This is a genomic window from Cellvibrio fontiphilus (assembly GCF_042646205.1).
GTDB classification, from domain to species: domain Bacteria; phylum Pseudomonadota; class Gammaproteobacteria; order Pseudomonadales; family Cellvibrionaceae; genus Cellvibrio; species Cellvibrio fontiphilus_A.
In genome coordinates, this window is record NZ_JBHRTF010000001.1 from 271367 (window position 1) to 284346 (window position 12980).

At 51.9% G+C, this 12980-nt stretch carries 13 protein-coding genes; 5 read left to right on the forward strand and 8 right to left on the reverse strand.

What is annotated here, in order from left to right; all coding sequences use genetic code 11:
- Nucleotides 1-19: 19 nt before the first annotated feature.
- Nucleotides 20-226 carry a PA3496 family putative envelope integrity protein gene (locus ACFODX_RS01190; RefSeq protein WP_378115228.1) on the reverse strand — a complete coding sequence of 69 codons (207 nt, stop codon included), beginning with the start codon at nucleotides 224-226 and terminating at the stop codon, nucleotides 20-22.
- 215 nt (nucleotides 227-441) lie between these two features.
- On the opposite strand from ACFODX_RS01190, the gene ACFODX_RS01195 reads away from it, so the two are divergent.
- The gene (locus ACFODX_RS01195) at nucleotides 442-906 is read left to right on the forward strand and encodes an ATP-dependent zinc protease family protein (protein ID WP_378115230.1); all 465 of its coding nucleotides are present in this window, start codon (nucleotides 442-444) and stop codon (nucleotides 904-906) included.
- Between the two features lie 55 nt (nucleotides 907-961).
- On the forward strand, nucleotides 962-1867 hold the full coding sequence (rimK, locus tag ACFODX_RS01200) for a 30S ribosomal protein S6--L-glutamate ligase (protein ID WP_378115232.1): 906 nt from the start codon (nucleotides 962-964) through the stop codon (nucleotides 1865-1867).
- 20 nt (nucleotides 1868-1887) lie between these two features.
- On the opposite strand, the gene ACFODX_RS01205 is transcribed toward rimK, so the two are convergent.
- The gene (locus ACFODX_RS01205; protein ID WP_378115234.1) at nucleotides 1888-4221 is read right to left on the reverse strand and encodes a sensor domain-containing protein; all 2334 of its coding nucleotides are present in this window, start codon (nucleotides 4219-4221) and stop codon (nucleotides 1888-1890) included.
- A gap of 480 nt (nucleotides 4222-4701) precedes the next feature.
- Between ACFODX_RS01205 and ACFODX_RS01210 the strand changes: the two genes are divergently transcribed.
- Entirely contained in the window at nucleotides 4702-5373 is a 672-nt protein-coding gene (locus tag ACFODX_RS01210; protein WP_378115236.1) for an STAS domain-containing protein, read from the forward strand.
- Between the two features lie 74 nt (nucleotides 5374-5447).
- Here ACFODX_RS01210 and hisC read toward each other — a convergent pair whose 3' ends face one another.
- Entirely contained in the window at nucleotides 5448-6503 is a 1056-nt protein-coding gene (gene hisC, locus ACFODX_RS01215; protein ID WP_378115238.1) for a histidinol-phosphate transaminase, read from the reverse strand.
- 61 nt (nucleotides 6504-6564) lie between these two features.
- The gene (gene fabF, locus ACFODX_RS01220; protein WP_378115240.1) at nucleotides 6565-7851 is read right to left on the reverse strand and encodes a beta-ketoacyl-ACP synthase II; all 1287 of its coding nucleotides are present in this window, start codon (nucleotides 7849-7851) and stop codon (nucleotides 6565-6567) included.
- Between the two features lie 116 nt (nucleotides 7852-7967).
- Between fabF and ACFODX_RS01225 the strand changes: the two genes are divergently transcribed.
- Both ACFODX_RS01225 and ACFODX_RS01230 read left to right on the forward strand, forming a co-directional pair.
- Nucleotides 7968-8579 carry a TetR/AcrR family transcriptional regulator gene (locus ACFODX_RS01225; protein ID WP_378115242.1) on the forward strand — a complete coding sequence of 204 codons (612 nt, stop codon included), beginning with the start codon at nucleotides 7968-7970 and terminating at the stop codon, nucleotides 8577-8579.
- A gap of 77 nt (nucleotides 8580-8656) precedes the next feature.
- The gene (locus tag ACFODX_RS01230) at nucleotides 8657-9454 is read left to right on the forward strand and encodes a TIGR01458 family HAD-type hydrolase (protein ID WP_378115244.1); all 798 of its coding nucleotides are present in this window, start codon (nucleotides 8657-8659) and stop codon (nucleotides 9452-9454) included.
- Here ACFODX_RS01230 and ACFODX_RS01235 read toward each other — a convergent pair.
- Genes ACFODX_RS01235 through ACFODX_RS01250 form a run of 4 tightly spaced genes read right to left on the reverse strand, consistent with a single transcriptional unit; the run spans nucleotide 9451 to nucleotide 12880 of the window.
- The gene (locus tag ACFODX_RS01235) at nucleotides 9451-10866 is read right to left on the reverse strand and encodes an MATE family efflux transporter (protein WP_378115246.1); all 1416 of its coding nucleotides are present in this window, start codon (nucleotides 10864-10866) and stop codon (nucleotides 9451-9453) included. The genes ACFODX_RS01230 and ACFODX_RS01235 overlap by 4 nt on opposite strands.
- Before the next feature lie 57 nt (nucleotides 10867-10923).
- On the reverse strand, nucleotides 10924-11562 hold the full coding sequence (locus ACFODX_RS01240) for a histidine phosphatase family protein (RefSeq protein ID WP_378115248.1): 639 nt from the start codon (nucleotides 11560-11562) through the stop codon (nucleotides 10924-10926).
- Nucleotides 11559-12101: a bifunctional adenosylcobinamide kinase/adenosylcobinamide-phosphate guanylyltransferase gene (gene cobU, locus ACFODX_RS01245; protein WP_378115250.1), complete on the reverse strand. Its 543-nt coding sequence runs from the start codon at nucleotides 12099-12101 to the stop codon at nucleotides 11559-11561. Before cobU ends, ACFODX_RS01240 begins: the two co-directional genes overlap by 4 nt.
- Nucleotides 12098-12880, reverse strand: coding sequence for an adenosylcobinamide-GDP ribazoletransferase (locus ACFODX_RS01250; protein ID WP_378115252.1), 783 nt, complete (start codon nucleotides 12878-12880; stop codon nucleotides 12098-12100). The genes cobU and ACFODX_RS01250 overlap by 4 nt, the downstream gene beginning before the upstream one ends.
- Nucleotides 12881-12980 lie beyond the last annotated feature (100 nt).

Genomic DNA, 12980 nt, shown 5'->3' on the forward strand with positions numbered 1-12980 from the left:
TGACTGGATAAGGGATAGCTTAAAAATCCAGGTCTGAAATATCGTCGTATCCGAGCTGATCCTTAATGCGACGGCGCTCCAGGCGATCTTCAATTTTGCGGCGCATTTCCAAGGTGTGCTGGCTGGCTTCTTTGCCAGTCAGTTTTGGCGTTGCCTCTTCATCATCGGTTTCGATGCTAACATCATTAATCAGATCGGTATCCGGTGACTCTACATCAACTGACATAAGACTACTCCAACATTGACAGAGAGAAGGTTTAGCGTCGTTCCCGGCGTGGGAATTTTGACCCGCGCTATTTACCATAGCCTATTAAAAAACAAAAGAAAAATCTTGGCGCGCTAAAAAGATTTTTCTTTTTACCTTGGGGTCAAACTGGGGTAAAAAGCGCGCCGGTTCCCGGCGTAACAAGCGCTAACTTTTTGAGTTGAGGGTTTGCAGGCGTGGCAAAAAAACAAGTGGAAGTGATTGGTTGGCGCGAGTGGGTGGGGCTGCCTGATTTAGGTATTCCCGCGATCAAAGCCAAAGTAGATACCGGCGCACGTACCAGCGCTTTACACGCCTATTATGTGACGCCTTTTGAGAAGGATGGCAAACCCTGGGTGCGCTTTGGCCTTCACCCCTTGCAGCATGACAGCCTCACCTGCATTGAGTGCGAGGCGCCAGTAAAAGATGTACGCCCGGTCACTGACTCGGGTGGCCATACCGAGGCGCGGGTAGTGATTGAAACCTGTCTGCGCATCAATGGCCTGGAGCTGCCCATCGAAGTAACGCTGACCGACCGGGAGAATATGCGCTTCCGCATGCTGCTGGGGCGCAGTGCACTCAAACAGGGTTTTTGGGTGGATAGCAGCAAATCCTTTTTACTCGGCGGCAGCAAAGACCAGCCGCTGACTCCGGCACTCTAGGGCACTACTCGCCAGAGTGCCTTTTTCTTATTGATAAACATCCCTCAGGATTCCTATGAAAATCGCAATTTTGTCGCGCAATCGTCGCCTTTATTCAACGCGTCGCTTGGTGGAAGCTTGCACCAAACGCGGCCATGAGGTGCGTGTTATCGACATTTTAAAATGCTACATCGACATCGCCTCTGACAGCCCCGCCATTTGGTACATGGGCGAGCAGCTGGAGGATTTTGATGCAGTGATCCCGCGCATTGGCGCCTCGGTTACCCACTATGGTCTGGCGGTGATTCGCCAGTTTGAAATGATGGGCGTTTACTGCCTGACCGAATCCATCGCACTGGGGCGCTCGCGCGACAAGTTGCGCGCCTTGCAGCTGCTCTCGCGTAAGGGCATAGGCTTGCCCAAAACCAGTTTCGCCTACAACGTGCACGATGCCAAAGAGCTGATCAAACTGGTCGGTGGTACACCGCTGGTATTGAAACTCTGCGAAGGCACCCAAGGCCGGGGCATAGTTTTGGCAGAAACCCAAAAAGCCGCCGAAAGTGTGATCGAAGCCTTCCGCGAATTGCGCGCCGAGTTTTTGGTGCAGGAATTTATCAAAGAAGCTAATGGCAGCGACCTGCGCTGTTTTGTGATTGGCGACAAAGTGGTTGCCGCCATGGAGCGCACCGCGGCCGAGGGCGAGTTCCGCTCCAACCTGCATCGCGGCGGCTCAGCCAAGCTCGCCAAACTCACACCCACGGAGCGACGCACCGCCATCAAAGCAGCGCAGACTATGGGCCTGCAGGTGGCCGGTGTAGATTTACTGCGTTCGGCGCGCGGCCCTCTGGTGATGGAGGTGAATTCATCGCCCGGTTTGGAGGGGATTGAAGGTGCGACCAGTAAGGATATTGCCGACGCTATAGTCGCTTTTGTAGAGGAAAATGCTCGCCCCAATGCCAACAAAACCCGCGGCAAAGGCTAATAACGCAGGCGAAGGGGCGCTTAGGCGCCCACTTTGAGATGCTGTTCGCGCAGGTGTTTTTCCAGGCGCACAACTGTGCCATCAAAATAAAAACGGCCATTGCGGAAGTGGCTTTCCAGTTGTTTGGCGGTCATAGGTTTGGCATAGAAAAAACCCTGCGCCTGATCGCAGCCGTGGGTGCGTAACCAGTCCGCCTGACCCTCGTTTTCCACACCCTCCGCAATTACCCGCATCTGCATGTTGTGCGCCAAACCAATAATGGATTTGGCGATGGCTGCATCGTTAGCGTCTTCGTGAATGTCATGAATGAAACTGCGGTCGATTTTCAGTTTTTGCACCGGGAAGCGCTGTAGATAGGCAAGGGAAGAATAACCGGTGCCAAAGTCATCAATCGCCAGGTACATGCCCATGTTATTGAGTTGGTTCAGCTGGTTAATGGTTTCGCCCGCATGTTCCATGGCGCAGCTTTCGGTGATTTCCAATTCCAGGTGTTTGGCGTCCAGCCCGACTTCGTTCAGTATTGCCTCGACTTTTCCGGGAAAGTTCTTCTGCCGGAACTGGCGCGGTGAGAGGTTCACGGCCATTTTGCCCACGTATTTGCCGGCGTCCAGCCAGATGCGCTGCTGGCGACAGGCCTCGCGCAGCACCCATTCGCCAATCGGCACAATCAAACCTGTCTCTTCGGCCAGCGGGATAAAATGTGCTGGCGATACCACTCCGCGCTCCGGGTGCTGCCAGCGCACCAGCGCTTCTACGCCGGTCATCTCGCCGGTTTTAAGGTCAACTTGCGGTTGGTAATAGAGCGTTAGCTGTTGTTGCTCAACGGCGCGGCGCAAATCGTTTTCCAGTAACAGATAGTTGACCGCTGTGGCATTCATGCCTTTGGTATAAAACTGGCAATTGTTTTTGCCAGCTTCTTTGGCCTTGTACATGGCGATATCGGCATGCTTGAGCAGTTCGTCGGTGTCTGCGCCATCTTCGGGGAAAATGCTGACGCCGATACTGACCGTCGTGGAAATACTGTGGCCGCTTATCTCAATGGGGCGCGACAGGGTGCTCAGCAGCTTGTTGGCCACAAACACCACATCGTCTATATCGTGAATGCCTTCCAGCACCACCACAAATTCATCGCCGCCCAGGCGCGCGACTGTATCCATATCGCGCACACCTTCGTTGAGGCGCGTGGCTATGGCTTTGAGCAAAATATCGCCGGCATCGTGGCCCAGGCTGTCGTTGATGTTTTTGAAACGGTCGATATCCAACAGCATGAGTGCCACGCGGGAGTTGGCGCGGCGAGCGCGGGCAAGGCCGTGGTAAATGCGGTCGTAAAACAGCGAGCGGTTGGGCAGGGAAGTTAATGAGTCGTGGAACGCCATGTAGTTCAGGCGCGATTGCTGCTCGCGCAGCGCCGTTTCGGCCAGTTTACGCTCGGAAATGTCGGTGCCGATGGTGCACACCCCAAAGGCTTTTTGCTCTTTGTCGCGCAGCGGAAACTTTACCAGCAGGTAGGTATGCTGGGTGCCGTCTTTGTGCATCAAGTCCAGCTCAACCTCGTAGGTTTGCTGGGTCTTTTTGGCCGCCAAGTCGATTTCCCACATGGACTGGGCAACGTCCTTGGGGTAAACATCAAACACGTTTTTACCCACAAAACCGCTGTCGTCCACGTTGGCCATTTGTTTGTAGTGTTCGCTGGCCATCACCACATTACCGTCCAGATCCTTCACCGAAATCAGTGCCGGTGAGTGATTCAGGATGGCGTTCAAATAAGTCTCGCTCGCCCAGAGTGCCTGTTGTGCCAAATGAAAACGTTCGGCTTGTTCCTCGTGTTGCCACATATCAATCATCTGGCGTACTAACAGCGAGCTAAACGTCCAAACGGTATCCAACTGGCGCACCGTGGTTTGCAGCTCTTGCAAATCGCCCTGTGATTCCATGTAAAACACGGCGATGGTTTTCTGGTTTTCGCAGATGGGCTGCAGAACACAAGCGTGAGTGTCTACGGGAATGGTTTTGCCCAGCAGGCCGTTCAGCATACTGCGGCTCATGGCGAGCGATTGGCCTGACTCAAAGGTTTGCTGGATAAACGCGGAGGGCAGGTTTTTGATCCGGCTCAGGGCGGTGGCAATAACATTGATAGAAGTGTGGCCGCCCGCGCGATTGGCAATAGCCTCTACATAGACCTGGCCGTCGCGGACAATAAGCAGGGCAACGCGCTGGATGGTGTGTTTGGCAATAACCAATTTAACCAGGCGCTCGGCAATTTGTTTGTGGTTGAGGTTGGTAAAAAGTTGCTGGAACTTTTTAATCAACTCGACAGCAGTGGATTTCTGCTGGGTAGATTCGCTATTCGGCATATTCGCTCAATTTGGGCTTTCGTTTCGCAATTTAGTGTTCTCACATCTCGCCGCGTTTTTAAGGCGGGCGCTCTATCACTAAAAATTAACTTTTTGGCCACTCTTCCGGGGCCTGAACTTCCCAAATTTTTAACCTGAATCAGCACTTTACAACAAAAGCGCCTAAACACATCCTTTTTTATGATAAATAAACCTCAGCTGTAAAGCATATGCGCAAATAAAAAATGCATAGGTTTATTTTGACGTCAAAGTGTTTCAAATCTTCCCAGGTCTGGCGCCTATTATTGTTAATTTGATGAAAAATGTGCCAATACTGTGTTTTCATAAGAGTTGCTCAAAAACACTTTTAACTAAAGGTTGTGTGCATGACCAAGGCGGTGCGCATGCGGCGCTTTAACTCGCATTTGCCGTTTGCTGGACTAAAATTGGGTTATTGATAATTCACTAATGGGGTGGTTCCCCCCTTGAACCGGAGTCACCATGCGTCATCAAGTTCCTTTCGTTGGAGAGCGTAAAGTGGTTCGCGCCGAAGATGAGCAGGCGCGCGCCAAGCGTTTGAGCGGAAAAGTAATCGATGATGTGGTTGGTGACGGGGTCGCTCCCAGCAGTTGGGAGGATGTAGTGCCCGAAGGCTGGGCAGATCGCTCAATTCCTAAAACTCTCAAACCCACCGCCAGTGCCTCTGTTTCACTGCCACCTAAAACCACGCAGGTGCCAATAAAGTCGGGAGGTGTTAGCAAAGGCCTTACATCCAAACCGCTCGCTGCCAAAACACCTGCCAAAAAGCCCAGTTCCAGTGCGATTACCTTTTCCGACAGCGCCTGTCTGGATTGGGTTTCCATCAATAACGGTCGCGGTGTACGGGTGAATATTCACGGCGCGATAGACAATGATTTGCGCAAAGAGTGGGCTCGATTATTGGAAGGTATTGCAGACAGCAATATCGAAGAATACGAATTTAATTTAAGTGATGCGCCGGCGCTGAGTTTGACGGGCCTGGGCATGTTGTTGCTATTCAAAGAGCGAAAAGGCTCCAGCCGCGAAGCCATCAGCTTGTGTAACTGCAACAAAGAAGTTGCGCAGCTGCTCGAATGGACTGGCATGGATCGCTATTTTGTCATCAAGAAAACGCAAATTTCCGAACCATCCTGACGAGTCGTTATTTAACAACAAGCCCGGCGATTGCCGGGCTTTGTTTTTGTGTTCGCCAGAAAAACTCGCTGCGTTTATAAAGCGTTTTTTAAGGCTGTAATCAAGGCGTGCATTTGTTCATCGGTGCCTATGGTGATGCGCAGAAATTGATTGATGCGCGGCTTGTTAAAGTAGCGCACTAAAATTTTCTGATCGCGTAAATACTGCGCCAGCTCTGCGGCGTTTTTGCCCTGGGGTTCAGCAAACACAAAATTAGCCTGTGATGGCAGCACCTTAAAACCCAGCTTCTGCAATTCAGCGGTTGTCCAGTCGCGCGTGGCAATAATCTGGTCGCGGCAACGTGCAAAGTAATCTTCATCCTCAAATGCCACCACTGCCGCTGCTTCAGCGATGCGGTCGAGCGGGTAAGAGTTAAATGAATTTTTCACGCGATCCAGTGCGTCGATTAAATCCTTATGGCCCACCGCCAAACCTACGCGCATACCCGCCAGTGAGCGGGATTTGGACAGGGTTTGCACCACCAATAAATTGGGATATTTATCGACTAATTTGATTGCTGTTTCCGCACCAAAATCCACATAGGCTTCGTCCACAACTACCACCGATTCGGTGTTTTGCTGCAACAGCGCCTCTATTTCCGCGAGTGGTTTGCCAATCGCGGTAGGTGCATTAGGGTTAGGAAAAATAATGCCGCCGTTGGCTTGGGCATAGTCGGCAAAATTAATGGTGTAGTCATCGCGCAGGGCGATGGTGTGGTAATCAATACCAAATAACTGGCAGTAGACCGGGTAGAAGCTGTAGCTAATGTCCGGGAACAACAGCGGTTTGTCTTGCTGGAAAAAAGCCATGAATAACAGTGCCAGAACTTCATCCGAACCGTTGCCAACAAACACCTGTTCCGCACTGACACCGTAATAACCGGCGATGGTGTTTTTTAATTTTTTGGAATTGGGGTCGGGGTAGAGCCGCAGACGGTCGATGGAGTCGTGGTTGATCACATCGAGCACTTTCGGTGAGGGCGGATAGGGGCTCTCGTTAGTGTTCAACTTGATCAGACCATCTATTTGCGGCTGCTCACCGGGCACATAAGGCTCCAGTTCGCGCACCACCCGACTCCAAAACTTCGACATGCGGATTCCCCAACAATTGCAGTAAAAAAGAGCGGGCAGTATACGCCTTGGTGCCTATGGCTCACAGCCAGCGTTTCAACAAAATGCTGGCATTGACGCCGCCAAACCCAAAGCCGTTGGAGATGGCGTAATCAAGTGCTGCGGCGCGGGCACTGCCATGAACTATATCTATACCCTGTGCGGCATCGTCCTTACATTCGAGATTCAAGGTGGGCGGGATCATTTGGTCGCGCAGAGCCAGCGCGGTAAAAATGGTTTCAATGCCGCCCGCGGCACCCAGTAAATGGCCGGTGGCGGATTTGGTGGAAGTCACCGCGATTCCTTCTGTGCTACCAGTCGCCAGTGTAAATACGCGTTTGATGGCGGCTAGCTCGCCTTTGTCGCCCACGGGTGTTGAGGTTGCGTGCGCATTGAGGTGCTGGACTTGTGCGGGTGTTATGCCCGCCTGCCGGATGGCCATTTCCATCGCGCGTTTGGCGCCATCGCCATCCTCCGGCCCAGAGGTCAGGTGATAGGCATCGGCACTGGTGCCATAACCCACAATTTCAGCGATGGGTTGTGCTCCGCGTGCCAGCGCGTGTTCAAGTGATTCGATCACTAAAATGCCTGCGCCTTCGCCCATCACAAAACCATCCCGGTCGCGATCAAACGGGCGCGATGCGCGGGTCGGCTCATCATTAAAGCCGGTCGATAAGGCCCGCGCGGCCGCAAAACCGCCCAGGCTGACTGTGTGAATACAGGCTTCGGCACCGCCACAAATCGCCACATCCGCTTCGCCTGCGCGGATCATACGGGCGGCATCGCCAATTGCCTGCACACCGGCCGCGCAGGCAGTCACTGGTGCGCCTAATGGCCCTTTGAATCCGTATTTAATCGATACATGCCCTGCAGCCAGGTTGACCAAAAACGAGGGAATGGTGAAAGGCGACAATTTGCGTGTACCGCGCGCATCGGCGGTGCGCACTGCCTCGGCAATTGCCGGAAAACCACCGACACCCGAGGCGATAATCGTTGCAGTGCGCGCTTGCTGTTCGCTGGTGGCCGGTTGCCACTGCGCCTGTTGCAAGGCTTCTTCGGTTGCGGCCAAGGCCAATAAAATAAACCTATCCATTTTGCGTTGGTCTTTGGGGCTGACAACGGCATCCGGGTTCAAACCCGCCTCGGTATCTTCATCAATACCGGGAACCACACCACCCACTTTGGTGGGCAAGTCGCCGACCAGCTCATCTGGCAGGCGGCGTATCCCGGATTTACCTGCGAGTAGCCGCTGCCATACGGTTTCAATCCCGCAGCCCAGTGGTGAGGTTATACCCATTCCGGTAATGACGATGCGGGTTGACTGGCTCATGGCGGATCCTCTATCTCATTTACATTATGGTTATCATTTATAAATTATATGATGGTCGTCATGTATACTGTCAATCAGAATTAATACCTAGTTGGCTTAAGCCTGAGAGGAGCCATATGAGAGTCAGCAGAGAACAAGCTGCCGAAAACCGCGAAAAAATTCTTGCGACCGCCACCCGTTTATTTCGCGAGAAAGGTTACGACGGTATAGGTATTGCCGATTTAATGAAAAGCGCGGGCTTAACCCACGGCGGTTTTTACGGCCATTTTTCTTCCAAGGAAGATCTAATCGCCCAGACCTGCGAGCGAACCGTGGATGAGCTTCTCGCGCAACATAGTGTTTGGTTTGATGCGAATGAAGCAGCGGATAATAAAGGTGCAGCGAAAAACGCAAGCACAGACTACCAGCGCTACATCGCCAACTATTTGTCCCGCGAACATCGCGACAATCCCGGGCGCGGCTGTTTGATGGCGGCATTGGGGGCCGATGCGGCGCGGCAATCGCCTGTTATCAAACGTGCGTTTACCCAAAGTTTTAATCGATTGTTTGCAGCGCTCATCAAAATATTGCCGGCGAAAAGCGAGCCCATCGCCAGTGAAAACGCAAAACGCGAGCAGGCACTTGCCACTCTCGCAGCCTTGGTGGGCGCGCAAGTGATTGCGCGCGCACTGGATGACCCCGAACTGTCACAGGAAGTACTGCAGGCCGTATTTAAAAAGTTGCATTGAGGCAGGGCGGGCGGCGATATATTTAGCGCAGAAAATCGCGCTATAGTTTGTTTATTCAACATCAAGGAGTGCGTTATATGTTGACTAAACCCCGGTTAATTTTGCTGGATCTGGATGGCACTTTGTATGTGGATGATACTCCTGTTCTTGGTGCCATCGATTGCCTTGCAGCCTTGCGCGCACAGGGTATGCAGTTGCGTTTTCTCACTAACACTACCACCAAATCCCAACAGCAATTGATTCATCAATTACGTGTTATGGGTTTTGCGCTGGGCGATGACGAGTTGATCAGTGCGCCTGTAGCGGCGCGTCTGGCGTTGCAAAAGTTGCAGCAGCAAACGGGAAAAAAGCTGCGCATTTGGCCGCTGGTGGCCGATGCCATCAAGCCCGACTTTAATGATTTTGAGCAAGATGAAACCCAACCGGATTATGTGGTCTTGGGGGATATCGGCGAGCGTTGGGATTTGGCGCTGATCAATCGTTTATTTAAGGTGATTCATGGCGGCGCCGAGTTAATCGCATTACACAAAGGCCGTTTCTGGCAAACCGGCGATGGTCTCAAGGCCGATATAGGTTTTTTCGTCGCCGGCCTTGAATATGTGTGTAATAAACAAGCGCTGATTATGGGCAAACCCAATCGCGATTTTTTTCAATTGATTCTGGATTCCGCCTCGATACCCGCAACTCAAACCTTGATGGTGGGTGACGATGTTGACACTGATGTTGGTGGCGCGCAGCAATTAGGCATGGCGGGCTGTTTGGTAAAGACGGGAAAGTTCCGCGAGGCTTATTTTGCGCAATCCGGCATTAAGCCGGATTTGCTGGTGGATTCGGTCGCGCAGCTGGCCGCGATGATTGCGTCGCTACCGGATTAATCATGGCGCGGTGCAAAATAAAAAACGCGGCGCGTGAGCAAAATGGCGGCGCACACCAAACCTACTATCAGCGCCGTCCAAAAACCGCTGGCGCCCATAGGCTCGGCGGTTAACCAATCCTTAAACGTCAGTGCGTAGCCCAGCGGTAAACAAATACCCCAGAAGGCGAGTAGCATAATCAGCATGGGAATTTTGGTGTCCTTGTAGCCGCGCTGCACATTAATCATGGTGACTTGGATTACATCGGCAATTTGGAATAACGCGCCCAACAAAAATAAATCAGCCGCAATTTTTTGCACCGCTAGGTCAGACGTATACAAACTGGCAAACCAATCGCGCCCCAAAAATAAAATACTCGCGTTGGTACAGCCGACGCCCAAGGCTAATAGAAGCGCGCTGCGCGCCAATAAACGCGCTTCGCTATGATCGTTAGCGCCCACCAAAAAACTGACTCGCAGGGTAATGGCTATGCCCAAACTGAGCGGCAGCATAAAAAACACCGACACCAAATTTAAAACAATTTGATGTGCCGCCACAGTAGTTGCGCCCAAGGGCGCCAGAAACAGGGCGATCATGCAAAACATACTCACTTCGATAAAACTGGTAAAACCAATGGGCAACCCCAGTTTTAACAAGCGTTTAATAATGGCGATTTGCGGTGCGGCCCAACCGCTTAATAAATGAAACGCGGCAAAGGTTTTACTGCGATTTAAATAGATTAATAACGCAAGTGTTGCACACCAGTTAGCAATGCTGGTCGCCCAGCCGCAGCCGATTCCCCCGAGCGCGGGAATTTGAATAAAGTGTAAATCTGCCCCGTAAATAAACATGTAATTGAGCGGTAAATTGAGCAGAGTGCTCAGTAGCGAAAACGCCATAATCACACCGGTGTGCCCCAGTCCATCGGTTAAACCGCGCAGCGCGGTGAGCAACAGCAGCGCAGGCACACCCCAGGCAAAACTTTCCAAATAGCCCACGGCAATATAGTTGGTTTTTTCATCTAACTGCAGAATGTTAAGTAAGGGTTGCATGTTTACCAGCAGCCCAATCATCAACACCATTGCACCCAGGGAAATATAAATGCCCTGCCAGGTCGCTGGCATGATCTTGTCAAATTCCTGCGCGCCCCGGTGCCCGGAAATGGTTGGCTGCATAGCGCCCAACACACCAGCAAAAAATAACAGAACGGGCACCCACAAACTGGTGCCTATACCTACGCCGGCTAAATCCTCCGCGCTGGCATGGCCGGCCATCACGGTATCAATCACCCCGTTGGCCATTTGCGCAAGCTGCGCAATTAAAATCGGTGCTCCCATCAGTGCCAGCTGTTTCCACTCGTGCAGCGTGCGTGCAACCAAACTCTGGTTGTGATCGGGAAGAGGTTGCTGAATTTGATCGTCTGTTGCGTTCACAAAAATATCCGTTACATCTGGATGGGGAAATAAACCCCGGTATAAAACTGCTGTGGTTTAATAATGTTGCAAACCAATCGAGTGGATTTGCGGCTGCGCTTGATCATAGTTGGCGATGCTCAAACGTGTGCAACTGGCGTAATCAATCTGTAGTTGTTTAAACAGTGCCGGGTTGCGCCAATCCAACTGCAGCACATGGGCGATAAGAATACGAATAACACCACCGTGACAAATAATCGCACTGTGTCCGGTGTTGTGCTGCGTATTTTTATGGTTCAAAAAATTTTCCCAGCTGTGAATCACGCGGCTGGCAAAATCCTGCAGGGTTTCGCCCTGGGGCGCATGGGCGCTGGCCGGGTTGTGCCAAAATTGTTCGATGTTGTTCCATTCATCGCCCAGTGCATCAAAGGGCACACCATCCCAAATGCCAAAATCCATTTCCTGTAGACCAGCGTCAAACGCCAGTGGGATTTTATGCTCGCGCGAAAATTCCCCCGCCACTTTGGCGCAGCGAATTTTAGGTGAGCTAATCACTTGGGTGATGGCAGTGTGCTCATGCAGTTTGCTGAGTGTACGCATTAAATCCTGCTCGCCTTGGGTACTCAGTGCAATATCGGTGCGGCCATATAGGGCCGGCGCTCCCGCGACTTTGCCGTGGCGAATCAAGCTGATTATCCGCGTAGTGGCATGGCTCACGTTTGCTCTCCCGTTAAGCTTCTGGTATCGCCTTTTAAATAAAGTGGCAAGCCAGCGGCGATAAATACCACGCTGTTGGCGACTTTTGCCAATTGCTGGTTCAAGCGGCCGGCTTCATCTACAAACTGGCGGCTAATCTCGCCCAGCGGAATAACGCCCAAGCCCACTTCATTAGCGACAAAAATAATCTCGGCGCTTGCTCCTTGCAGTGACTCAAGTAATTGATTAAACAGTTGCGCAAAATCCTGCTGGGGCTGCGCAAATAATTGGTTGTTGAGCCACAGGGTTAAGCAGTCCACCAAAATGCACTGATTTTTTTTACTTTCCTGCGCAAGGGTTTCCGCTAGTTGCAGGGGGCATTCACAGAGCTGCCATTCACTGGGGCGCTGCTGTTGATGGTGTGCAATACGCGCGGCCATTTCTGCATCCAGCGCGGTGGCGGTGGCAATGTAAAGTACCGGCAGTTGTGAGCGGCTGGCGAGTTGCTCGGCGTAGCGGGATTTGCCCGAGCGCGCACCGCCCAGAATCAAACTGATCACAATAAAAATCCTTGCAGGTAATTCGGCATAGCGGTGGCAATTAATAGCAGTGCTGCATAAATACTGAGTTCAGCAATTTGTTGTGCCGCACCTAAACAATCGCCCGTGTAACCACCAATTTGTTTCAAAAAATAAGCTTGTAACAGCTGACGCAATAATACTAAAGCCGCTGCCAGCATTATGGCCGCCTGCCAGTGCAAGAGTAAAAAAACCGGCAGCGCGGTGAGGATTAAGATAAAAAAATCCATTTTGGATTGGTTGTTGGCCAGCGGCTTGCTTTTGCTGCTGTCCTCATCGGCCACGTAAGGCATGGTAAAAATTAAACTCGCAGCAAGGGTGCGAGAGAGGGGGTAGGCGACTAACAAACTCAGCGCAATCGCGCTGCTGTCTGCCAGTAGAACATATTTGCCCAGTAGCGCCATGATTAATGCCGCTGCGCCGTAACTGCCTATGCGGCTGTCTTTCATAATCTGTAATTTTTTTTCGCGCGCAAAGGCGCCGCCAAAACCATCGGCTGTGTCGGCTAAACCGTCTTCGTGAAATGCGCCGGTGAGTAACAAACTAAAAACCATCGCCAACCAAATACTGGTGTTGGTAGAAAAAAAGTAGCTTGCGGCTAAAAAAACCAAAGCGACCAAGGCACCCAGGAGCCAGCCCACCAAGGTGTAATAACGGCTGGAGCGATTGAGCAATTCCGGCGAGTATTCAACCCACGCAGGCATGGGAATGCGGCTGAAAAAGCCCAGCGCGAGAAAAAATAAATTGAGTTGTTGCTTCATAAAAACACATCGTGTGTCGGACGAGCAGATTGCCCTGCAAGACACGCTGTGAATACATCCATGTAGGCTTGTCGTCGACATCCCTGTCTCCGACAGTCTT

Bases quoted from the DNA above. Each gene is read 5' to 3' on its own strand.
- ACFODX_RS01250 (WP_378115252.1), bottom strand. From the start codon at position 12,880: ATGAAGCAACAACTCAATTTATTTTTTCTCGCGCTGGGCTTTTTCAGC.
- hisC (WP_378115238.1), bottom strand. From the start codon at position 6,503: ATGTCGAAGTTTTGGAGTCGGGTGGTGCGCGAACTGGAGCCTTATGTG.
- ACFODX_RS01225 (WP_378115242.1), top strand. From the start codon at position 7,968: ATGAGAGTCAGCAGAGAACAAGCTGCCGAAAACCGCGAAAAAATTCTT.
- ACFODX_RS01205 (WP_378115234.1), bottom strand. From the start codon at position 4,221: ATGCCGAATAGCGAATCTACCCAGCAGAAATCCACTGCTGTCGAGTTG.
- ACFODX_RS01230 (WP_378115244.1), top strand. From the start codon at position 8,657: ATGTTGACTAAACCCCGGTTAATTTTGCTGGATCTGGATGGCACTTTG.
- ACFODX_RS01190 (WP_378115228.1), bottom strand. From the start codon at position 226: ATGTCAGTTGATGTAGAGTCACCGGATACCGATCTGATTAATGATGTT.
- fabF (WP_378115240.1), bottom strand. From the start codon at position 7,851: ATGAGCCAGTCAACCCGCATCGTCATTACCGGAATGGGTATAACCTCA.
- ACFODX_RS01210 (WP_378115236.1), top strand. From the start codon at position 4,702: ATGCGTCATCAAGTTCCTTTCGTTGGAGAGCGTAAAGTGGTTCGCGCC.
- rimK (WP_378115232.1), top strand. From the start codon at position 962: ATGAAAATCGCAATTTTGTCGCGCAATCGTCGCCTTTATTCAACGCGT.